Origin of the sequence: Acinetobacter sp. YH12099, from assembly GCF_013419195.1 — a bacterium.
GTDB classification, from domain to species: Bacteria; Pseudomonadota; Gammaproteobacteria; order Pseudomonadales; family Moraxellaceae; genus Acinetobacter; species Acinetobacter towneri.
This window is the reverse complement of record NZ_VPAP01000024.1, coordinates 17,695-39,142: the sequence shown is the minus strand read 5'-3', so window position 1 is coordinate 39,142 and position 21,448 is coordinate 17,695. Positions and strand designations below refer to the sequence as shown.

General features: G+C 41.1%; 15 protein-coding genes and 1 pseudogene. 5 read left to right on the top strand and 11 right to left on the bottom strand.

Annotated elements, in window-relative coordinates:
* Window positions 1-192: 192 nt before the first annotated feature.
* Window positions 193-333: pseudogene (locus FTU39_RS11930) on the bottom strand (transcription elongation factor GreB); the annotation flags it as partial.
* 363 nt (window positions 334-696) lie between these two features.
* Between FTU39_RS11930 and FTU39_RS11925 the strand changes: the two are divergent.
* A complete protein-coding gene (locus FTU39_RS11925; protein WP_004972108.1) occupies window positions 697-1,812 on the top strand; it encodes a transglycosylase SLT domain-containing protein in 1,116 nt (371 codons plus the stop codon).
* Between the two features lie 163 nt (window positions 1,813-1,975).
* Here FTU39_RS11925 and FTU39_RS11920 read toward each other — a convergent pair whose 3' ends face one another.
* Window positions 1,976-2,359, bottom strand: a complete 384-nt coding sequence (locus FTU39_RS11920) for an SCP2 sterol-binding domain-containing protein (protein ID WP_004972111.1) — start codon at window positions 2,357-2,359, stop codon at window positions 1,976-1,978.
* A gap of 248 nt (window positions 2,360-2,607) precedes the next feature.
* Complete coding sequence (gene ttcA, locus FTU39_RS11915; RefSeq protein ID WP_180052222.1) at window positions 2,608-3,528, bottom strand: tRNA 2-thiocytidine(32) synthetase TtcA; 921 nt, start codon at window positions 3,526-3,528, stop codon at window positions 2,608-2,610.
* Window positions 3,529-4,085: 557 nt separating this feature from the next.
* Between ttcA and FTU39_RS11910 the strand changes: the two genes are divergently transcribed.
* Window positions 4,086-4,973, top strand: a complete 888-nt coding sequence (locus FTU39_RS11910) for a lytic transglycosylase domain-containing protein (protein ID WP_218947091.1) — start codon at window positions 4,086-4,088, stop codon at window positions 4,971-4,973.
* Between the two features lie 188 nt (window positions 4,974-5,161).
* Window positions 5,162-6,067, top strand: coding sequence for a protease HtpX (htpX, locus tag FTU39_RS11905; RefSeq protein WP_004972117.1), 906 nt, complete (start codon window positions 5,162-5,164; stop codon window positions 6,065-6,067).
* A 111-nt stretch (window positions 6,068-6,178) separates the two neighbouring features.
* On the opposite strand, the gene FTU39_RS11900 is transcribed toward htpX, so the two are convergent.
* From FTU39_RS11900 to FTU39_RS11890, 3 genes are all read right to left on the bottom strand, one after another.
* Window positions 6,179-6,769 (bottom strand): DUF4112 domain-containing protein, encoded by a 591-nt coding sequence (locus tag FTU39_RS11900; RefSeq protein WP_004972119.1) that lies wholly within the window; start codon window positions 6,767-6,769, stop codon window positions 6,179-6,181.
* Between the two features lie 145 nt (window positions 6,770-6,914).
* Window positions 6,915-8,249, bottom strand: a complete 1,335-nt coding sequence (gene mgtE / locus FTU39_RS11895) for a magnesium transporter (RefSeq protein ID WP_180052221.1) — start codon at window positions 8,247-8,249, stop codon at window positions 6,915-6,917.
* A 165-nt stretch (window positions 8,250-8,414) separates the two neighbouring features.
* Window positions 8,415-11,519 (bottom strand): multidrug efflux RND transporter permease subunit, encoded by a 3,105-nt coding sequence (locus tag FTU39_RS11890; RefSeq protein WP_180052220.1) that lies wholly within the window; start codon window positions 11,517-11,519, stop codon window positions 8,415-8,417.
* Between the two features lie 283 nt (window positions 11,520-11,802).
* On the opposite strand from FTU39_RS11890, the gene FTU39_RS13890 reads away from it, so the two are divergent.
* Window positions 11,803-13,671, top strand: coding sequence for a hypothetical protein (locus FTU39_RS13890; protein WP_257221874.1), 1,869 nt, complete (start codon window positions 11,803-11,805; stop codon window positions 13,669-13,671).
* Between the two features lie 38 nt (window positions 13,672-13,709).
* Here FTU39_RS13890 and FTU39_RS11880 read toward each other — a convergent pair whose 3' ends face one another.
* The 5 genes from FTU39_RS11880 to FTU39_RS11860 form a co-directional block, all read right to left on the bottom strand.
* Window positions 13,710-14,861, bottom strand: coding sequence for a helix-turn-helix transcriptional regulator (locus FTU39_RS11880; protein WP_180052219.1), 1,152 nt, complete (start codon window positions 14,859-14,861; stop codon window positions 13,710-13,712).
* A 263-nt stretch (window positions 14,862-15,124) separates the two neighbouring features.
* Window positions 15,125-16,759 carry a chaperonin GroEL gene (gene groL, locus FTU39_RS11875; RefSeq protein ID WP_180052218.1) on the bottom strand — a complete coding sequence of 545 codons (1,635 nt, stop codon included), beginning with the start codon at window positions 16,757-16,759 and terminating at the stop codon, window positions 15,125-15,127.
* Between the two features lie 59 nt (window positions 16,760-16,818).
* Complete coding sequence (gene groES, locus FTU39_RS11870) at window positions 16,819-17,109, bottom strand: co-chaperone GroES (RefSeq protein WP_004972131.1); 291 nt, start codon at window positions 17,107-17,109, stop codon at window positions 16,819-16,821.
* A gap of 185 nt (window positions 17,110-17,294) precedes the next feature.
* Window positions 17,295-18,068, bottom strand: a complete 774-nt coding sequence (locus tag FTU39_RS11865; protein ID WP_180052217.1) for a metallophosphoesterase — start codon at window positions 18,066-18,068, stop codon at window positions 17,295-17,297.
* Window positions 18,049-18,987, bottom strand: coding sequence for a diacylglycerol kinase family protein (locus FTU39_RS11860; RefSeq protein ID WP_179996883.1), 939 nt, complete (start codon window positions 18,985-18,987; stop codon window positions 18,049-18,051). Before FTU39_RS11860 ends, FTU39_RS11865 begins: the two co-directional genes overlap by 20 nt.
* Before the next feature lie 417 nt (window positions 18,988-19,404).
* Here FTU39_RS11860 and FTU39_RS11855 point away from each other — a divergent pair, with 417 nt between their 5' ends.
* Window positions 19,405-21,234, top strand: a complete 1,830-nt coding sequence (locus tag FTU39_RS11855; RefSeq protein ID WP_004972137.1) for a phosphoenolpyruvate carboxykinase (GTP) — start codon at window positions 19,405-19,407, stop codon at window positions 21,232-21,234.
* Window positions 21,235-21,448: the final 214 nt, after the last annotated feature.

The following is a 21,448-nucleotide window of genomic DNA, read 5'->3' as shown; positions in this document are numbered from 1 at the left end:
ACTGGCAGTACTTTTATAATCATGAACGACCTCATATGTCAGTAAATGGTTGTCCACCTATTTTTAAACAATAACAAGGCTTTAGATTTTCTACCCATTAATTCAATTAAAAATGGGGGTATTACCTATGCAACAAGATGTTTTTAAATATCTTTATTTAAAATAGTACATAAAATAGGGTTATTTTTTTGAATCTGCGTTTTCAGAGCGATCGCCGAGGCTTGCCGCCCAGTTTACTTTTTTGGTGATTTCAGGGCGTTCTTCATGCCACAAATGCTGTAACTCTGCCACGAGTTTATCGTGTCCAGAACGTGTAATTAAGTTAGATTTCATGGTGTTTTTGCAGCCGGTTTTTTACATTTGGTTAACATCAATCCTATATTTTATTGCATTTTTATACACAATAAAAATTTATAAAATTTATTTCTCAATGAAATGAATATCTTATGTTACATTTTTCAAAAAATTTATGTACAAAATTTGACATCCAAAATTTTCATCTTTATTATTCGCACATCTTTTAGTTTTGATCACTTTTTAACCTGTGTATAAATTTTACACATTTTCCCTTTAATCCCAAGTCATTTTGAATGACGTCATGACTGCCCAACCCTTATTGAATTTATCAAACTTGAAAAAGTTTAAGGTGTGTTGCCTTTGCTTTTTAGGGCATAAATTACTTGTAGCGGAGCCAACATGCACAGTAGTTCAACGTCTGGGTCTAGGCTTAGCCTTCACTCATTTTTTAATCGCCTCCCATTCAAAGTCCTCGCTTTCAGTACTGTTCTTCTCCCATTCCACAGTATTAACGCAGGCAAAGCCGTTCATCAATTTGACAGCGTCGTCAATCAGAACAAATTGACCGTTGTGTCTGTGGAAAATCCAACCACAGTGTTTAAAGATGGACAACATTTACATGGCTTTGGTTATGACCTTGTGCGTAACTATGCCGACAGCATGAATGTGAAACTCGAATTTAAAACGGTAAGCGACAATGCGACCGCTTTAAAATGGGTGTCTTCTGGTAAAGCGAACTTTGCCATGACCACGTCGAGTATCCAAAGCATCGAAAAGCAGCAACTCACGGCATTTTCTGCCAGTTGTGGCGATTTAAATACTTTAAAGCGTAATGGTTTAAATAGTGAGCTGAACTGGGTGTTTAAACACGCAGATGATCCTCTTAGCCAAACCGCAAGCAACTTTGTTTGTCGTGGCAAGCAAAACGGCTCAATTACCCAATTGGCTTCATTTTATAATCGTAATGTGGTCAAACAAGAATCGTGGGATGTGATCCAGCGGGATTTGCGTAATCGTTTACCTTTATATAAGGCCAACTTTAAAAAGACTGCCACGCAGTACGATTTAGACTGGCATCTTTTGGCGGCAATTGGTTATCAGGAATCTTACCTCAAACCCAACTCGGTTTCGCCAACAGGTGTGCGCGGTATTATGATGCTGACCAATAATACAGCCAAAGCGATGGGCGTAAGCAACCGTACCGATCCTGCACAAAGTATTCAGGGTGGTGCTAAGTATTATGACCAAATGCTGAGCCGTTATGAGCATATTCCATTTCCTGATCGTAACTGGTATGCCCTAGTCGCTTATAACATGGGTCCTGGTGCAGTCAGTCAAATTCAGAAGCGTATTCGCTCACAAGGCAAAAACCCGAACAATTGGGTTAACCTATATGCGTATTTAGACCGTAACAAAGCGAGCAACGGTCGTTATCGTCAAGCAGTGCAATATGTGACTCGTATTCGCGCCTACCTTGAGCATATTAAGACCACACCGCAATTGGTGAATATCTAAAATTTACCTCGCGTGATTGAGTTGCAGTGTATATCAGCTGCAATTCAAACATGAATAATGCGCTGTTAAAGCTGCAGTGCATAAAAAAGCCTAGTTGATACTTCAGCTAGGCTTTTTTGTACTATAGCGGGAAATTCGCCTGCTACAGCGTAAATCGCTTGAATTAAGCAGATTGCTCAAGAATCTTCTTAAATAAGTCTTTTTGTTCTTGGCTTGGTTTTGCAGTTTGTAATGCCATTAATTGTGACATATCGCCCTGTACTTTGATTTTACCTGTCATAAAGGCTTGCATAGCAGCCGCCATGTCAAACTCTAGGAATACTTTACGTAAAGTTTCCGCATCCATATTTAATGTTGTTTTTGCGTTGTCCGCCAAACCTTTTTGGATTTTACCGCCATCTAAAGACAATTCTGTGTTGCCTGCAGCATCAGTCACCACTAAGTTAATTGCCAGATTTGCAAGTGCTGGAGGTAGGTTTAAATCACCAGCTTGAGCCGTTAAATTTTCTACAGTTGCAAACCAATCATCAGTTAAAAAAGCAGGCATGATTTTTCCTCAATATATTTGTGCATGTGTGTTGTCTATCCAGACACCATCATTATTAAGCTGTTTTGCTTGCTGATTGTTATAGCATGAACCTTTCGTGAAAGGCTAAGAAATTTTGTACGGGACGTTCAGTTTTTGTATTTTTAGTCGAAATGACGACTTTCTCAAATAAATCAAATTCATAAAAAAACACCAAGCTCTGGCTTGGTGTTGATTACATTTTAAAGGGATTGACAGGCTGTTATCGCTTAGTCTGCAGCGTAGCCTAAATTGACCATATTGATGCGTTTGTTTTGCTCTGCTGCGTTTTGTTCGGCCTGATCGGCAAAATCAAATACGCGCTGGCTGTCTAACACTTCAAAGTCGAATAATTCACGGTCTGCCAACTGCGATGGCGATACATTCTGTAATGCGCCAAAAATACTGTGCAAACGCTTAGGATGTGCTTTATCCCACTCACGTAACATGTCGTTAATAATGGCACGCTGTAAGTTTTCCTGTGAACCACACAAGTTACACGGAATAATTGGGAATTTACGCATTTCTGCATATTTAATGATGTCTTTTTCTTCCACATAAGCCAGTGGACGAATCAGCATATTTTTCTTGTCTGATGACAACAACTTCGGTGGCATGGCTTTTAAGCTACCGCCATGGAACAAGTTTAAGAAAAAAGTCGCCAAAATATCATCACGGTGATGCCCAAGCGCCACTTTGGTTGCCCCTATTTCCTGCGCAAAGCCATACAAAGAACCACGACGCAAACGCGAACACACTGCACAGTAAGTTTTACCTTCAGGCGTTAAACGCTTGGTGATGCTATAGGTGTCTTTTTCTAAAATGTAATATGGGATGTTATTTTCTTCTAAATAACGCGGCAATACATCTTCAGGGAAGCCCGGTTGCTTTTGGTCTAAGTTCACAGCCACCACATCAAAATTGATGGGTGCGATGCGCTTGAACTGCAACATAATGTCCAGCAAGGTATAACTGTCTTTACCACCAGAAATACACACCATGACTTTATCGCCATCTTCAATCATGTTGAAGTCACGAATCGCATGCCCGACTTGACGACGCAGCTTTTTCAACAAACGATAATACGCAGAGCTGGTTGGAAGTTCTGGTTTGAAATTAAAGCCTTGATCGGACTCAACTGGTGAGAACATAGACGCGATTAACCCATGAAAAAAATTACCGCGCAATTTTAGCCGATTCAGACCAATCCCGCATCAAAAGAATGTAATTTCATCGCAATCTTCCTTTTCGTCAAAGAACTTAATTTCTGACTGCGCGTTCATTTCTGTTTACACACTTTATTTCTATCTGCGCAGATCGTTTTTTTCTGTGGCAAGTTTGAACCCTCAGGTTCACTTTTTCGCCAAGATGCTTATCTTTTGGACTTTTCCACAGTTTTCCACAAAAGCTGTGGATAACTTTGTGGATTTAAAACAACTTGACAACGCCTCTTGCCGTTATTCTAAGGCTTCTCTTTAAATTGATTACTTTTTGATCGATTTTATTTTAATTTAAAATCATACACTTAAGTGTGTCAAGCTGATCCAATTAAAAAAAAATAAATATTTTTTTTGATTACTCTGTCAGCAATTAAGCTTGATTTTTTTCGACACTACTGTAAATGAATTTGTACAAAGCCTTTTCATCTGTGAGATTTTTGTTAAACTCCTATTAACTGTTTGGGGACAGCTTTTAGTGTATTCACAGCATGAACAATAAAATTAATGCCTTTTTACTGTATATTTTGGGGACTGCCAGCATCATGCCTTTGGCAACGACAACGCACGCAGGTCAAATTTATATGTATAAGGACAGCAATGGCAGTACCTTGCTGACTAACCGCAAAAGTGCAGATCGTTCACTGACAAAAGTAAAAGTCACATATTATCCAGACAGCAATATTCACAGTTATCGCAACTGGGGCAATTCCGAAGCGTCGGTATTGCCAAGTTATAGCCGCAATAAAAACGCCTTTGACCACATTATTCAGCAAGCAGCACAACAACACGGTGTTTCAGAAGGTCTAATTAAAGCAGTGATGCATACCGAATCAGGTTTTAATGTCAACGCCCGCTCGCCTGTCGGTGCACAAGGTCTAATGCAGCTCATGCCTGCGACAGCACGACGTTTTAATGTCAGCAACGCTTATGACCCGCATGAAAACATTATGGCGGGTGCAAAATACTTGGCTTGGTTACTCAAACGCTTTAATGGCAACACCACTTTAGCTTTGGCGGGCTATAACGCAGGCGAAGGCAATGTTGCAAAATACGGCGGCGTACCGCCTTTTCGTGAAACTCAGGACTATGTACGTCGTGTGACCAGTCGTTATAGCAACCTGTATGCCAACGGTGTTAGTGCAAGTGCTAATAACAATGCGATTACGGCAAATAACAATAGCAATACTCAGAGTCAAAATGCTCAAGTGATTGCGCAGTCAGAGAGTTACACTGCCAGTAATCATCAAGTGGCGGCAAACAAACGTCCACAACGTCAAATTATTATGGCTGCCGATGGTCGCTTTACCGATGCACCTGCAGGTTCTTACGCGACAGGGAATGCCACGGCTTCGGCACGTATTTTTATTTCAGAATAAAAGCTACAGCACTTCATTTGAGCTTGCGTTGCCGCAAGCTCAAATGAAGTGCCGATTGCAGTATCAGCTCAAAATATTTTTAGTACAGTTTTATTATTTTTCTTGAATTTTTAATACATACACCGCATATTTACGGCATGGTTTATTAATAAATCAGATTACATTTTTAATATAAGAGGATTTACTCAATGATGCGGATTGGTTTGTTCTTGCTAACCAACCTCGCGGTACTGGTTGTAGCTGGCATAATTTTGTCACTCTTCGGTGTCGGTAGTTACCATGGCGCGGGTGGCTTAAACCTAGGCAACCTGTTGGTCATCTGTTTTGTCTTTGGTATGGTTGGCTCTTTAATTTCACTATTCATGTCTAAATGGATGGCGAAAAAAACAACTGGGACTGAATTAATTGACCCGAATGCCCCTCGTAACCAAGCTGAAGCGTGGTTATTAAATGAAGTTGCGCAATTGTCGCAGCGTGCTGGTATCAAAATGCCAGAAGTGGGTATTTTCCCTTCTTACCAATCGAATGCTTTTGCAACAGGTTGGAATAAAAACGATGCTTTAGTGGCTGTATCTACAGGGCTGCTTGAGCGTATGAACAAAGATGAATTACGTGCAGTTTTGGCACACGAAATTGGTCACGTTGCCAATGGTGACATGGTGACCTTGGCACTGATTCAAGGTGTGGTCAACGCATTCGTCATGTTCTTTGCCCGTGTTGCAGGTGACTTCATTGACCGTAACGTATTTGGTCGTGAAGATGGCGAAGCACCAGGCTTGGCTTATTTTGCAATTACCATTGTACTGGATATCGTATTTGGTATTTTGGCCTCTTCAATCGTGATGTGGTTCTCGCGTCAACGTGAATACCGTGCCGATGAAGCAGGTGCACGTTTGGCAGGTAAACAAGCCATGATTTCTGCATTATTACGTTTACAGGCAGAATCTGAAATGCCTGATGCAATGCCAAAAGAAATGAAAGCTTTTGCGATTTCTGCAGGTAAAGAAGAAGGTTTTAGCTTGGCAGCGTTATTCCAAACTCACCCAAGCATTGAACAACGTGTTGCAGCTTTACAGCAATTAAATTTACCTTAATACTGCTAGCAAGATATTGTAACAGCGACACCAAAAAGCTTCCTCAGGGAAGCTTTTTTCATGTCTGTAAATTAGATCTGCCAGATGGTTTTGTACTTTAAACAGGTTCATTTAAACAGCAAAACTTTGTGACCAGTGCCACAACCAACTTGCACCGAGCCATGCTGCCCAAATAAAGAAAATAAGAAAAATCACACCAAGCAAATCAGGCAAATGTAGCCACAGCCATGCCACTACAGGATTACGCCAAAATGCTGACTGCTGCTGTTTACGTTCCAATCGCTCATGTAAAAAAGGATGTACCACATGATGCTCACTGTGAATCTGATATTCTTCACGGATATGCGTATGCACTACATCTAAAGCTTTACGGCTTGGACGAATAAATACATCAAATACTGTGCCGACAATTGGCACAAAACCAACTACTGCATCCATCACAGCAAGTTTAATCACGGGAGTGAGTTTGGTTTGTGGTACACCAATTTGTTTGGCTTTATAAATCGCATAACAGGTCAGTGCAAAACCTGCGACATCCCCCGCGACAGGTACAGTGCCTAATGCGGCATCTGCTCCCACGCCCTGCTTGGTAAATGGAATACGCACCACAGAATCCATCATATTGGCAAACTTGGCTAAATCGCGCTCTAAGCGAATCACCTCTTGCTGGCTAAGTTTTTTTGAAGATGCAGGTTCTGGCATAGAAAACGTATCGTTGGGTAAATGCAATCTACTTGAGAATAAAGCAGTTTTTTACTCAGGTCTGTTATGATTTTATAAACAGAATTTTGATCAATGCAAAAAGTTTAAGATGAGGTCTTGAATAAGTCATCATCACCGACAGTGTTTAAAGTAACAACTGTGAAGCAATAAATAAGTACACCACCACGCCCGTTGCATCACAAATCGAGGTTACCAAAGGCGCAGAGGCACTGGCAGGGTCTAGTTTCAGGCGATGCAAAATAAAAGGCAAACTCATGCCAATTAAACAGCCCATCAGCACAATGCCCAGCATACTCAGTGCCAATACCACAGACACCATCATATCGCCACGGTAATAGCCTAAAATTGAAACCGCAAAAGCCATAGTTCCACCCAAACATAGCGCCACCAAACTTTCACGTCCGAGTAAATGCAGCCAATCTTTAAATTGCACATCACCTGTAGCCAGTGCCCGTACCATTAAGGTCGCAGACTGAGAACCCGCATTACCACCACTACCGACCAAAAGCGGCAAGAAAAAAACCAGTACAATATGTGCTGCAATAATGTCTTCATAATGCGCAATGCCAATTCCAGACAATAAACTGCCAAATACCAAAATCACCAACCAAAACACACGTTTGCGATATAAAAATAAAATTGGCGCAGTTTTTATACTCATGCCAGGTGAAGACGCTACCGCACTGGATTTTAAAAAGTCTTCTGTAGTTTCTGCCTGTACCACGTCCATCGCATCATCATAGGTGACAATCCCCAGTAAATGCTGTGCATCATCTACAATCGGTAAGGCCAAAAAATCATAATGGCTGAGTTTTTGCGCAATACTTTCCTGATCTTCAGTGACCAAACCAGTGACTAAATCTGTGCGCATCACATTTTTAATTTTCTGTTCAGGCGGGTATTGAATTATTTCTCTTAAAGAAATCACCCCCAATAGTTTCATCAGTTCATCGACAATATAAATCAGGTATAAAGTTTCCCGATCTGTGGTCATTCTGCGCAATTCATCTATAGCTTGCTGCATGTTCAGTTCTGGCGAGAGCACCACGAAATCCGAACTCATAATCGCGCCCGCAGATTCTTCAGGATAGCGCGCTAAAGTCTGAATCTGTGCGCGTTTTTCTTCCGTAATGTGTAAGCTGACAAAACGCTGTAAATGTGGAGAAAGTAACTTAAATAAGTCGGTGCGGTCATCTGAATGCATGGCTGAAATCAGTTTGACCAATTGCTGCGGTGCAATCGCTTCGGCAATTTGAAGTTGTGAATGCAGTGGTAAAAATTCCATCACCAAGGCAGCACTGTCAATTTGTTCAATTAAACTCAGCTGTGCTTTCAGGCTTAAATACTGCATTAAGTCGGCTAAATCGGCAGGATTGATACTGTCGATCAGGCTGTGTACTGTGCTTGGCTGATGCAATTGTAAGGCTTGTTCTAACTGTTCAGCGTGCAGATTGGTCATTGCTCTCACCCACTCCATCATTCCAAAAACGTAAAATGAAGAATGGGCGCAGTGTCTCGGCCCAAACCAACCCTTAAAAAACCGAAAATCTGTAGATTTATGCAAGATTTTTAGCGTTTCATATCATAGCCTATAATTTTGCTAAGTGCCTAATAAAAAAAATCTTTAGTTTATGGGTGATGAACGATTCACTTGAAATATAGAACGAACCAGCACATACATAAACGGAATAAAAACAAGCACTAAAATTGTGCCAAAAATAACTCCACCTAAAACACTCACCCCAATTTCCTGACGGCTTGCTGCACCTGCACCAAAGGCAAATACTAGCGGCAAAATACCTGCACCAAATGCCAATGAGGTCATTAAAATAGGTCTGAGCCGTAAGCTTGCACCTTCTAAAGCGGCTTGAATCACCTCTTTGCCTTGTTGCTGCGCAGCCGAAGCAAACTCCACAATTAAAATGGCATTTTTACATGACAAACCAATGGTGGTAAGCAAGGCAATTTGGAAATAAATGTCGTTCGGGAAACCTGCCAAATAGCTGAAAATAATATTTCCACCAATTCCTAAAGGAATGGCACTCATCACGGCTGTTGGAATACTCCAACTTTCATACAAGGCAGCAAGGCATAAGAAAATAAACCCGATGGAAATCAAATACAGTAACAAAGCCTGATTGCTGGACTGTTTTTCTTCAAAAGACAACCCACTCCATGCCAAGTCAATGCCCTGCTGCTGCGCCACCATCTGTTCTAAATCACGCATCGCCTGCCCTGAGCTATATCCTTCGGCAGTATCGGCTTCCATTTGCACGGCGCTATACCCCATAAAACGATTGACGACTTCTGGCCCACCGCTCCAACTGAGTTGAGCAAACTGGCTAAAAGGTACCATTTGATTTTGCTGACTGCGTACCGACCATTGATTCAAATCTTCAGGTTTACCACGAAATTCGGCATCACCCTGCATAATCACACGTTTAATTCGACCACGGTCAATAAAGTCGTTGATATAACTACCGCCCCAAGCTGCCGCTAAGGTACTGTTAATAGCCGTTTGATTTAAACCTGCTGCCATCGCCTGTTTCTGATCAATCGTGACGTTTAACTCCGCTTTTTCAGGATTGGCACGTTGATCTAAATTTTTAAAGCTTTGATATTGAGCGGCTTGCTGCTGTAAATTTTGAAATTGCTGAATTAAAAAATCGCGTCCTGTACCATTCACATCGCGCATCCAGAACTCTAAGCCATCGGTTTGCCCCAAACCACGAACTGCTGCGGGCATGCCAATGGTAATTTGTGCATTGGGATGCTGTCGAAAATGCTGCATGGCACGTTCACGAATAGCTTGTGCGGTATGCTGTTGCCCTTGACGCTCATCCCAATGTTTTAGCGCAATAAAACCCTGCCCTAAATTCTGCCCTGTTCCCGAAAAATTACGTCCATAACGAATCATCACCAAATCAACATTGTGGGCTTCATGCTGCATAAAGTATTCACGTATGCTTTCGCCCACTTCACGACTTTTAGACAACGGCGCACCTTCCTGTAATTTAAATTGCACCGACAACATGCCCTGATCTTCATTCGGGATAAAACTGGTAGGTAAGGCACGGTAAAACAAGGCAAACACCGTCAGTAAACCTGCAAAAATAACCAGACACACCGCTTTATGCTGAATCGTCCAGCCTGATAATTTGAGATAGTGTTGTTTTAAGCGTTCCAGTTTTTGATTAAACCAGATCGCCCATTGGGCTGGTTGTGGGTTGGGTTTTAAAATCAAAGCACACAAAGCAGGCGTTAAAATTAAGGCCACACCTAAAGACAGTACCATCGCAGTCACTAAGGTAATGGAAAACTGGCGATAAATTACCCCAGTCGAACCACCAAAAAATGCCATAGGGATAAATACTGCGGTCAAAACCAAGGTAATGCCGACCAAAGCACCGCTAATTTCCTGCATCGATGCGATAGATGCCTGTTTAGCCGAGAGCTGCTGTTCGTGCATTAAACGCTCGACGTTTTCGACCACGACAATCGCATCATCCACCAACAAACCAATCGCTAAAACCAAAGCGAATAAGGTCAGCGTGTTAATACTTAGGCCAAAGAGTTGCAACACGGCCATAGTGCCTAAAATCACCACAGGCACGGTTACGGTAGGAATGAGCGTCGCGCGCCAGTTTTGTAAAAACAAGAACATCACGATGACAACTAAAATCACCGCTTCAATTAAAGTTTTCACCACTTCATTAATTGATTCCTGCACGAAAGGCGTGTTATCTCGTGGATAGACAATTTGGTAACCTTCGGGCAATTGTTGTTTTAAATGCTCAATTTGTTTTTGAATTAAGGCTGAAGTTTGTAACGCATTGGCACCAGAAGATAATGAAATCCCCATCCCTGCCGATGGAAAACCATTAATGGTATTAAAGCTTTGATAATTTTCTGCACCAAGTTCAATACGTGCCACATCTTTTAAATAAACAAAGCCACCTGCCTGATCTGCTTTTAAAATAATATTTTCAAATTCTTCTACCGTTTTTAAGCGTGAACCTGAGGTGACTTTGGCATTGAGATATTGTTCTTGTGCTGTGGGTAATTCACCAATTGCGCCTGCTGCGACTTGGGTATTTTGTGCTAATACTGCAGCACGTACATCACTTGGCATGAGTGCGTATTGTTTTAACTTTATCGGATTCAGCCAAATCCGCATTGCATATTGCGCACCAAAAACATCGACCTCACCCACACCTTCAATGCGTGCCAGCTCTTGCTCTAAATGACTCATCATATAGTCAGACAAGGCAATATTGCTGCTTTTGCCTGTGGCATCGTAAAGCCCAATGACCATGTGGGTATCACCCAATGATTTAAAGACATTTACGCCCTGACGCTGCACATCTTCAGGTAAGCGGTTAATTGCGCCATTAATCGCATTTTGTACCTGGACTTGTGCGGTATCGGGGTTGGTACCATTTTCAAAGCTAATGCTGATGCGACTTCGTCCTGAAGAATCACTGCTAGAACTGAAATACAGTAAGTGATCTAAGCCTTTAATTTGCTGTTCCAAAACCTGTGTGACGCTTTCTTCAACAGTTTCTGCCGAAGCTCCTGTATACGTTGCGCTGACGGTGATACGAGGTGGTGCAATGTCTGGGTAGCGTTCTACAGGTAAATTTAATACTGAAAAAATCCCGAGTGCCATCACCACAATGGCGAGCACACCTGCAAAAATAGGACGTTCAATAAAAAATTTAGACAACATAAAACTGGATCACTTATAGATGGCAATGTTGATATTTAAATATGAAATGAATCAAGTGGATGAAGATCATCAAAAAAAACTTGAAACCGTTTTTCAAATTAACACAGCAAAATAGAACTTCGATGACTGCATATCAAAAAATCTAGTTTTGTCACAAAAATATTGATTGGTCTTCATTTTTTCTCACAGATTTTGTATTTGACCTCCCAATTTTGGGATAGCTCCTAGATTCATCTTATTTCTATACTTCTGACATAACAATTTGGATGACAAGGAATTCATGATGAAAAAAACCTTATTATGCTTAACTTTAGCAGGCTTACTCAGTGCATGTGGTGGTTCAGACAATGATTCTGGTAGTTCTGCTCCCCCACCATCAAACACCACAAAAACTGGCGTACTGACCGATGGGCCTGTGAGTGGTGCAACTTATACAATTAATGGTGTCTCTAAACGTACAAATGCTCAAGGGGAGTTTGAATATCAAGAGGGTGATGAAATCACTTTCTCCATCGGAAATATTGAAATTGGCACAGTGATTGGTGCTGATCGTATTACCCCTGTGGAGTTAGCTGATGATGTAACAACACGAACAAATTTACTTATTTTTTTACAATCTTTAGATTCTCAGGGGGGGCATGACGATGGTATTCAAATCCCTGACTCAGTGAGTCAACTCCCTGCAAACTCAATTGACCTCTCTAAACCAACAACTGAATTTATTACAAGCTTTCAACCTGTTCTACAAACAATAGAAGATTTTAAAGATAAAGTCGTAGTTAGCGCAACAGAAGCACAAGCTAACTTTAACCAAACACTACTCAAAGATATCGTTGGGGTTTGGTATGCGAAAAATGCTGACTCAGAAATCGTACTTCAAGTAACCTCAGACGGGAAATACCTGATTGGCGAACCTATTGTTAGCTCACCATCTGATAGTGCAAATGGCATGGAGTATGGTGAATTATCGGTAAATGCTGTTGCTGGAGATTTATGGGCGCAATCTTCAATTGATACAAATGAAGATTGGGGCTTAACTGATTCTGGAAAAACACGTGATATGAAAATATCATTTGATGGTACGCAGTTAAAAATTTCTGAAGCTCAAAACCCTAATGAAAGTGCAACATTTACTAAAGTCCCTCAAAACAATTCGAGCATTGCCGGTGCTTGGAACTCAAGTTCAGGCAAGCAACTATTTGTTTTCAATCCGGATAATAATACCTATATCATGGTTGATGCTGTTGGGGACGATCAAGTGGAAGTTGGAGAAATGCCTTGTGGTGGACCAGGTATCGAATATGGTAAATATCGTGTTCAAGATGGAAAGTTATTCGTAGATAATATCCTGATCGATACAAATGGCTGTGCAGGCTTATCTGACAATAGTGCAAACTCAAGCTCAGGTCTACCAGTCACGGTTAATTCGACATCACTTACACTCCACGAACCAAATGAAGGTACATTTATACTCACAAGACCCAATACAGAAGGTACTACCACAAGTAGCGCAAGCCAATTCTATAAAGATATTGCTGGAACTTGGGAAATTGGACGTACCAATGCATCTGCTGTTTTATTACATATTTTACCCGATGGACGTTATGCTCTGGGTGAAGCAGATGTAGCTGATGAAACAGGGAAGCCTGGTATTGAAATCGGACAATTAAATTGGAATGCTTTAACCTCAGCGCTGAACCCTGTAATTTCCATAGATACAAACGGTGACTACGGGCTTTCACATCCTGACAATGATGGTCACCACCGCCTAAGTTATAATGGCACAGATCTAGTGCTGACTGATGTAGGAAGTAATAGCACCTATATTTTAACTAAAGTAAAACAATCATCAGGTCTAGTTGGCACTTGGCAATTTAATCAAACTCACTTGTTTGCTTTCTTTGACACAGGATTCTATTTCTTGTTAGACACCGAAGGTGATTGCGATAACCCAGGAATTGAATATGGTAAATATTCAATAACATCCAATACACTTGCCGTAACAGAAGTGTTATATGACACCAACGGTTGCGGTGGATTACATGACACTTCGGATAGCGCTAAAGTTAATGCAACTTATAGCATCTCCGGAACAAGTCTAACCTTGCATCCACAAGGCGAAGACACTATTACCCTACAACGTAGTAACTAAACATATTTTAAAGCTGCCTAAGCAAAATTTAGGCAGCTTTAACCAATATGCTCAAAATGAATGGTACAGCTCATTAATAAATGCATGAGTTCAATTTGCGAGTTGCATTGGGTTTTTTCATAAATATTTTTAAAATAAGTGCGCACGGAACTGAGGGTAATCCCGCAATGTTCCGCAATTTCTTCTAACTTATAACCATTCAACAACAACTCACACAGCTCAAACTCGCGTTTAGACAATTGATAAGCTTGCTGCAAATAGGCTTGTGACAAGGCATAGTGCTGATGCATATCGGTCAGAAATACCGCAATTTGATGTTGTCTTGCATTTTGATGCTGCATATTTTTTAATTTAGAACAAGGTACGATAGTCAGCATTAATTGTTGTCCTTTCGCATCTGACAAAGACAATACACCGCCTACATCTGCGTTTAATGCCGACTGTCCCAACAACGCTGAATGTAATAATTGATCTAAACGAATTTGATCATAAGCATGGGTTTTTAAACGATTATACAAGTCCAAATCTAAACATGAATCGTGTTCCAGCATGCTTTGAGCTAAAGGGTTTGAATAAATCAAACTCAGCTGATGATCAAGCAAAATTACACCTGTTTTTAAATGATCGAGCACACTATACAAACTTAAATTTTCTTGTTTAACCAAACTAAATTGACGATGGATTTGTAAGGCACGGCGCAAATGCACACCCAAATGCTTTAAAAAATCCAACTCTTTTTGTTGATACGGCGCTACATCTGGCGCACGATGTAATCCTAAAACTGCCCAACGATGTGAACCCTGATCGAGCAAAACAGCCGAGATATAACTAATTCCCGTCGGATTCAAACACCGTTCATAAAAGATATATTCATCACTTTCAGGGTTTTCCCCATAATGCGATAAATCCGAGCTCGCTACTTGCCCCACACCTAAATTTTCCCACAATACTCGGTGTAACTGCATGTCAATCACGCGAATCCGCTCATCACGATAGGCATGCAAAGCTTCATCTGGAATATTGTGACTAAATAAAAAATCGTAACTTGGGCTAAATTGATCTAAGGCAGTAAAAATGGCGGTTTTACTGTCTGTATATTGAACAATTTTTTCAATTACTTGCGGCCATAAATTCACATCTACAGCGGCATCATAAATACTGCCTATAATTTCGTGTTCTCGGTTATCCATTTTTATCCCCTTTATGCCTACTCCAGCCTGCATTACACTTATTTAATCATTTGTTTTTCTTATTATTCCAAGTAGCATAGTGGGTTTTATTCACAAAAAAAAGCAGTTTAAATACATATCACGCATTTAATAAATAAATAAATGGAAAATGGCTAGGCAGTTTTGCTTTTTCATGCGTGCAAACTCTGAATTATAAAAACCACGCCATAAAAAAACCCCGTATCTGACGATACGAGGTTTTTGAAGTTTGGGTCCGCTGATAATTACATCATGCCGCCCATACCACCCATGCCACCCATATCTGGCATTGCTGGCTTGTCTTCTGGAATTTCAGTAATCATACATTCTGTTGTTAACATCAGGCCAGCAACAGACGCTGCATGCTCAAGTGCAGAACGAGTTACTTTTGCAGGGTCAAGAATACCCATTTCCAACATGTCGCCATATTCACCAGTCGCAGCGTTATAACCATAGTTACCTTCACCGTTCTTCACAGCATTGATTACTACAGATGGCTCATCACCAGCATTGGCTACGATTTGACGAAGCGGAGCTTCGATTGCACGACGAAGAATGTTGATACCTACGTTTTGGTCATCGTTAGCACCAGTCAGACCATCAAGTGCAGATGCAGCACGCACCAGTGCAACACCACCACCTGCAACAACACCTTCTTCAACCGCAGCGCGAGTTGCGTGAAGCGCATCATCCACACGGTCTTTCTTCTCTTTCATTTCAACTTCAGTTGCAGCACCAATTTTGATGACTGCAACACCGCCTGCTAATTTAGCAACGCGTTCTTGAAGTTTTTCTTTGTCGTATTCTGAAGTAGATTCTTCGATTTGCGCACGGATTTGCTGAACACGCTCAGAAATCTGATTTGCATCACCAGCACCATCCACAATCACGGTGTTTTCTTTAGAGACTGTAACTTTGTGCGCGCTACCCAAATGCTCTAGTGATGTTTGCTCCAAAGACATACCAATTTCTTCAGAAATAACCGTACCGCCTGTCAAGATTGCAATATCTTGAAGCATTGCTTTACGACGATCACCAAAACCAGGCGCTTTCACCGCACATACTTTGATGATGCCACGCATGTTGTTCACAACAAGCGTTGCCAGCGCTTCGCCTTCAACATCTTCAGCGATGATCAGAAGAGGCTTACCTGTTTTTGCAACCGCTTCTAGGACAGTAATCAGTTCACGAATGTTGCTGATTTTTTTATCAACAAGAAGAATGAACGGGTTTTCAAGTTCTGCAGTCAAAGTATCTTGTTTGTTCGCAAAGTATGGCGAGATATAACCGCGGTCAAACTGCATACCTTCTACAACGTCAAGCGCGTCTTCAAAGCCTGAACCTTCTTCAACAGTGATTACGCCTTCTTTACCAACGCGTTCCATTGCTTGTGCAATGAGTTTACCTACTGTTTCATCAGAGTTTGCAGAGATCGAACCCACTTGCTCAATCGCTTTAGTATCAGATGCTGGTTTAGCCGTTGCTTTAATGTCTGCAACGACTGCCTTAACAGCAAGGTCGATACCACGTTTCAAATCCATTGGGTTCATGCCCGCAGTTACAGATTTGATGCCTTCATTTAAAATGGCTTGTGCAAGTACTGTTGCAGTGGTCGTACCGTCACCTGCGATATCATTGGTTTTGCTAGACACTTCACGTACAAGCTGAGCACCCATGTTCTCAAACTTGTCTTTCAAGGTGATTTCTTTCGCAACAGATACACCATCTTTAGTGATGTGCGGCGCACCGAAAGAACGGTCAATCACTACGTTACGACCTTTAGGGCCTAAAGTTACTTTAACTGCGTCTGCAAGTACGTTTACACCTGCGATCATTTTTGTGCGAGCTGAATCACCAAATTTTACGTCTTTAGCTGACATGTTTAACTCCAAATATTTTTAAATAATGTTCAAATTTGCTTTGAATATGAGTTCTGAACTTAGCCTTCAAGTACCGCTAAAATATCAGACTCTTTCATAATTAGAAGTTCTTCACCGTCTACTTTAACTGTGGTGCCTGCATAAGTACCAAACAAGACTTTGTCGCCCACTTTTACGTCTAAAGCGCGTACGCCATTGTCTGTAATTTGACCATTACCTACTGCAATCACTTCACCTTGGGCTGGTTTTTCTGCAGCAGAACCTGGAAGCAAGATACCGCCAGCTGTTTTTGTTTCTTCTTCAACACGACGAATAACTACGCGGTCATGTAATGGACGAATGTTGCTCATAAATAACTCCATCAGACTAGGTCTATGTACAGATTCCTGATGACGACTTATTTATTCCTTTGGTCATCATCAAAATAAATTTTAGATGACACAGTTGTGGGGATGGAAAAAAACGCTTCAAGGGGAAAAGCTAAAAATTTTTCAATTTATGTTGTTTTTTTAGACAAGTTGGCTAGATCGGTGATTTATTCTGCATTTTGTTGCCACAACACAAATTGCTTTTTTTCAGCATCAAAAATGTAATGCTGCACATCACCATTGTTACACAATACATTTAAGCTATTCGGCATACCTTGATGCAAACGATATGAAATTGCAGTACCCGCATGAATATCCAGCACAGGATGCGCTGCGCCTAAGGCATAAATTTGATTTAAGTCATATACTGCGGGTTGATGTAAATGCCCATGCAGCAAGGCATATAAACCATTTTTACTCCACTGCTCTAAGGCAATTCGCCCCAACACTGGGCAATCTTTAATGCTGTGGCGATCATCTGGTGGTGTATAAAATGGTTGATGCGCCACCAAAATTTTTAACTTATTTGTGGGCGCAGCTTGCAGCAAAGTATCTATTTCCTGAATTTGATTCAAAGAAATATGCCCACGAGTATGAAAACGTCGCCGAATACTGTTCACCCCTATCACATAAAAATGGGCGGTTTCCAAAATTGTTTCCATACGCCCAAAAAACAACTGATACCGCGCAAACGGACTAAAAAAACGATTCCAAAGATGATATAGCGGAATATCGTGATTTCCTGGCACAACCAAATACGGTAAATTCAAACTGTCTAAAAAATGCTTACAAGCATAAAACTGTGCATAGCGTGCACGTTGGGTTAAATCACCACTGACCACAACCGCTTCCGGTCGCATACTTGCACACAGTTGTTGTACTGCCTGCATACAAGCCACATTTTCAGTGCCAAAGTGCAAATCAGACAGATGCAGCAGCATGCGGCACCTTAATCTTTAATGCATTTTTCAATACAGAAATACGCAGTGGTGGGCGCATTTTGACAATTTCTCCATCAAGCGCCACGGTCAGTTGTTGGCGTTTACTATGAATGACCACCTGCTCTGCTGCAAAACTGTACATATCATTGGCTTGCTCAGCCTTCCCCTGAATTAATTGCCACAGAATTTTAAATAAAGTCAATTTATCGGACTTTGCCACTGCAACACCTGCGACTTTGCCTGCTGCAGCAGCTTTGGCAATACGTAAATTCATTTCAGACAGTTGTAATTGATTATTCCCAAAGAAAATGAGCGGCGTTTTCAGCGGATAGCGCTTTGTATCGACCTCTATTTCTAATTTTAATTCTTTACGGTCACGAATCAGCACATCCAAACCTGAAGTATAGGCATGTAAAGGCAAACGCCCTAAATATTGGTTATAACGCTCGCGTTTTTGAATAAATAAAGGGTACAAACCCAAACTGGCATTGTTTAAATAAATATGTTGATTGATTTGTGCCACATGCACAGCTCGCGTCGTGCCTGTAGCAATGACTTGTGCAGCATCAATTAAATCCAGTGGGATATTCAATAAACGCGCCACATAATTAAACGTGCCTAAAGGCAAAATACCCATCGGAATGTTAGTGCCTTTCAGTTTAGCCGCCACTGCATTTAAAGTACCATCACCACCTGCTGCAACCACTACACCGCTTAAATGCGCTGCTTGATGCCGTGCTAATACCTGTTGCATCAGTTGATCAAAATTGGCGATATCGCCCATTTCAAACAATTGGATTTCAAAACCATGCTGTGACAAAACATGCAACAACTCTTCATAGACACCTTCTTGCTGTGTGGCATGAAATCCAGATTTTTGATTATAAATAAGCGATAACGGCTGTAATGTTGTCGACATTTTCTTCAATCATTTTAAAGCTTTTGCTCTAATTTCAACCAATTGATGCAGAATGAAAAGCAGCTTTATGTAAAAATCGAATGATGACCATTCATTAAATCAATAATCATTCTTTATAAAATTTAAGCTATAAATATATGTTTTAATTAAAAATAATTAAAATAAATAATGCCCATATTTTTTTTAAATAATGATAAATAGAACACAAAAAAGTTGTAAGCCCATGTTTCATATATGTTATTCATTATTTATATGGGTATTTTTTACATAAAGCTAAATCAAGCCTATGTCTTATTTTTTTTATGTTTTTGTGCTTTAATACAGCCACTTTTTTTTCATATTTCATCTGAACCATGTACCCCATCGTTCAGATTGTACTTTGTACACGACTTGTACACATTTAAGATAGGCCTCACCATGACCCAAGTGAACGCACCAGAATTCGTTCGTCACCCTAAGCTTATTGCATGGGTTGAAGAAATTGCAAAGTTAACAAAACCAGCAAAAATTGAATGGTGTGACGGTAGCGCAGAAGAATATCAACGTCTAATCGACTTGATGATCGCTAACGGCACCATGCAAGCATTAAACCAAGAAAAACACCCTGGTTCGTACCTTGCAAATTCTGATCCTTCTGACGTTGCTCGTGTTGAAGACCGTACTTACATCTGCTCTGAAAACAAAGAAGATGCTGGTGCGACAAACAACTGGGAAGCGCCAGCTGAAATGCGCGCTAAATTAAACGGTTTATTCGACGGCTCAATGGCTGGTCGTACCATGTATGTGGTTCCATTCTCTATGGGCCCATTAGGTAGCCACATTGCGCACATCGGTATTGAATTAACTGACTCTCCTTATGTTGCTGTCAGCATGTCTAAAATGGCTCGTATGGGTAAAGCTGTTTATGACGTATTGGGCACAGATGGCGAATTTGTTCCTTGCGTACACACTGTGGGCGCACCATTGGCTGAAGGCGAGAAAGACGTTGCTTGGCCATGTAACAAAGAAAAATACATCGTACATTATCCAGAAACTCGTGAAATCTGGTCATATGGTTCTGGTTACGGCGGTAATGCATTATTGGGTAAAAAATGCTTAGCGCTTCGTATTGCTTCTGCAATGGGCCGTGAACAAGGCTGGTTAGCAGAACACATGCTTATTTTAGGCGTGACCAATCCACAAGGCGAAAAACACTACATCGCAGCAGCATTCCCTTCTGCATGTGGTAAAACCAACTTTGCGATGTTAATTCCACCTGCAGGTTATGAAGGCTGGAAAATTGAAACTGTAGGTGACGATATTGCTTGGATCAAACCAGGTGAAGATGGTCGCTTATATGCAATTAACCCTGAAGCTGGTTTCTTCGGTGTTGCTCCTGGTACAAACACCAAGACTAACCCGAACTGTATGGCAACTCTGCACAAAGACGTGATTTATACCAACGTTGCTGTGACTGACAACGGCGAAGTATGGTGGGAAGGTCTATCTAAAGAAGTTCCTGCAAACTTAACCAACTGGAAAGGTCAACCACATACTGGCGCAGAAAAAGCAGCTCATCCAAATGCGCGCTTCACTGTTGCAGCAGGTCAATGCCCTTCTATCGATGCTGACTGGGAAAATCCAGCAGGTGTTCCAATTTCAGCGTTCATCTTCGGTGGTCGTCGTGCAGACACAGTGCCTCTAATTTCAGAAGCATTTGACTGGGTAGATGGCGTATATAAAGCTGCAACTATGGGTTCTGAAACGACTGCAGCAGCCGTTGGTCAACAAGGTATTGTACGCCGCGACCCATTTGCAATGCTTCCATTTGCTGGTTACAACATGGCAGACTACTTCTCTCACTGGTTAGAAATGGGTGAGAAAGTTGGCGAAAAAGCAAAAGCTGCAGGCAACAAATTACCAGGTATCTACAACGTAAACTGGTTCCGTCGTGATGCAGAAGGCAACTTCGTATGGCCTGGTTTTGGTCAAAACATGCGTGTACTTGAGTGGATCATTGATCGTTGCGAAGGTCGTGCAGAAGCTGTTGAAACTCCAATTGGTTTTGTTCCAACGTATGAGCAATTGAACTGGACTGGTTTAGATTTCTCTAAAGAGCAATTTGAAACTGTAACAGCGCAAGACAAAGAACAATGGATCAAAGAGTTAGAAAGCCACACTGAGTTATTCAACAAACTTGGTGAGCGCCTACCTGCTGCATTGAAAGCACGTCAAGCTGCTTTACTTGAAGCGGTTAAATCTGCGTAATTCAACGCTGATTGCTAAGAAAAGGTCACTTCGGTGACCTTTTTTATTGCCCTAATATTTTAGTTGCTAAAAACATCAACATTCCAGCTTCAACATCCCCCGCTGATGTGTAAATACTAAATAATACGAAGATTCAAGGTAAAAACATGACATCATCAAAACACACTTATCACCCCCAATATAGACAGCCTACCACATCACCAACAAAGCCATG

Bases quoted from the DNA above. Each gene is read 5' to 3' on its own strand.
- FTU39_RS11925 (WP_004972108.1), top strand. From the start codon at position 697: ATGCACAGTAGTTCAACGTCTGGGTCTAGGCTTAGCCTTCACTCATTT.
- FTU39_RS11920 (WP_004972111.1), bottom strand. From the start codon at position 2,359: ATGCCTGCTTTTTTAACTGATGATTGGTTTGCAACTGTAGAAAATTTA.
- ttcA (WP_180052222.1), bottom strand. From the start codon at position 3,528: ATGTTCTCACCAGTTGAGTCCGATCAAGGCTTTAATTTCAAACCAGAA.
- FTU39_RS11910 (WP_218947091.1), top strand. From the start codon at position 4,086: ATGAACAATAAAATTAATGCCTTTTTACTGTATATTTTGGGGACTGCC.
- htpX (WP_004972117.1), top strand. From the start codon at position 5,162: ATGATGCGGATTGGTTTGTTCTTGCTAACCAACCTCGCGGTACTGGTT.
- FTU39_RS11900 (WP_004972119.1), bottom strand. From the start codon at position 6,769: ATGCCAGAACCTGCATCTTCAAAAAAACTTAGCCAGCAAGAGGTGATT.
- mgtE (WP_180052221.1), bottom strand. From the start codon at position 8,249: ATGACCAATCTGCACGCTGAACAGTTAGAACAAGCCTTACAATTGCAT.
- FTU39_RS11890 (WP_180052220.1), bottom strand. From the start codon at position 11,519: ATGTTGTCTAAATTTTTTATTGAACGTCCTATTTTTGCAGGTGTGCTC.
- FTU39_RS13890 (WP_257221874.1), top strand. From the start codon at position 11,803: ATGAAAAAAACCTTATTATGCTTAACTTTAGCAGGCTTACTCAGTGCA.
- FTU39_RS11880 (WP_180052219.1), bottom strand. From the start codon at position 14,861: ATGGATAACCGAGAACACGAAATTATAGGCAGTATTTATGATGCCGCT.
- groL (WP_180052218.1), bottom strand. From the start codon at position 16,759: ATGTCAGCTAAAGACGTAAAATTTGGTGATTCAGCTCGCACAAAAATG.
- groES (WP_004972131.1), bottom strand. From the start codon at position 17,109: ATGAGCAACATTCGTCCATTACATGACCGCGTAGTTATTCGTCGTGTT.
- FTU39_RS11865 (WP_180052217.1), bottom strand. From the start codon at position 18,068: ATGCTGCTGCATCTGTCTGATTTGCACTTTGGCACTGAAAATGTGGCT.
- FTU39_RS11860 (WP_179996883.1), bottom strand. From the start codon at position 18,987: ATGTCGACAACATTACAGCCGTTATCGCTTATTTATAATCAAAAATCT.
- FTU39_RS11855 (WP_004972137.1), top strand. From the start codon at position 19,405: ATGACCCAAGTGAACGCACCAGAATTCGTTCGTCACCCTAAGCTTATT.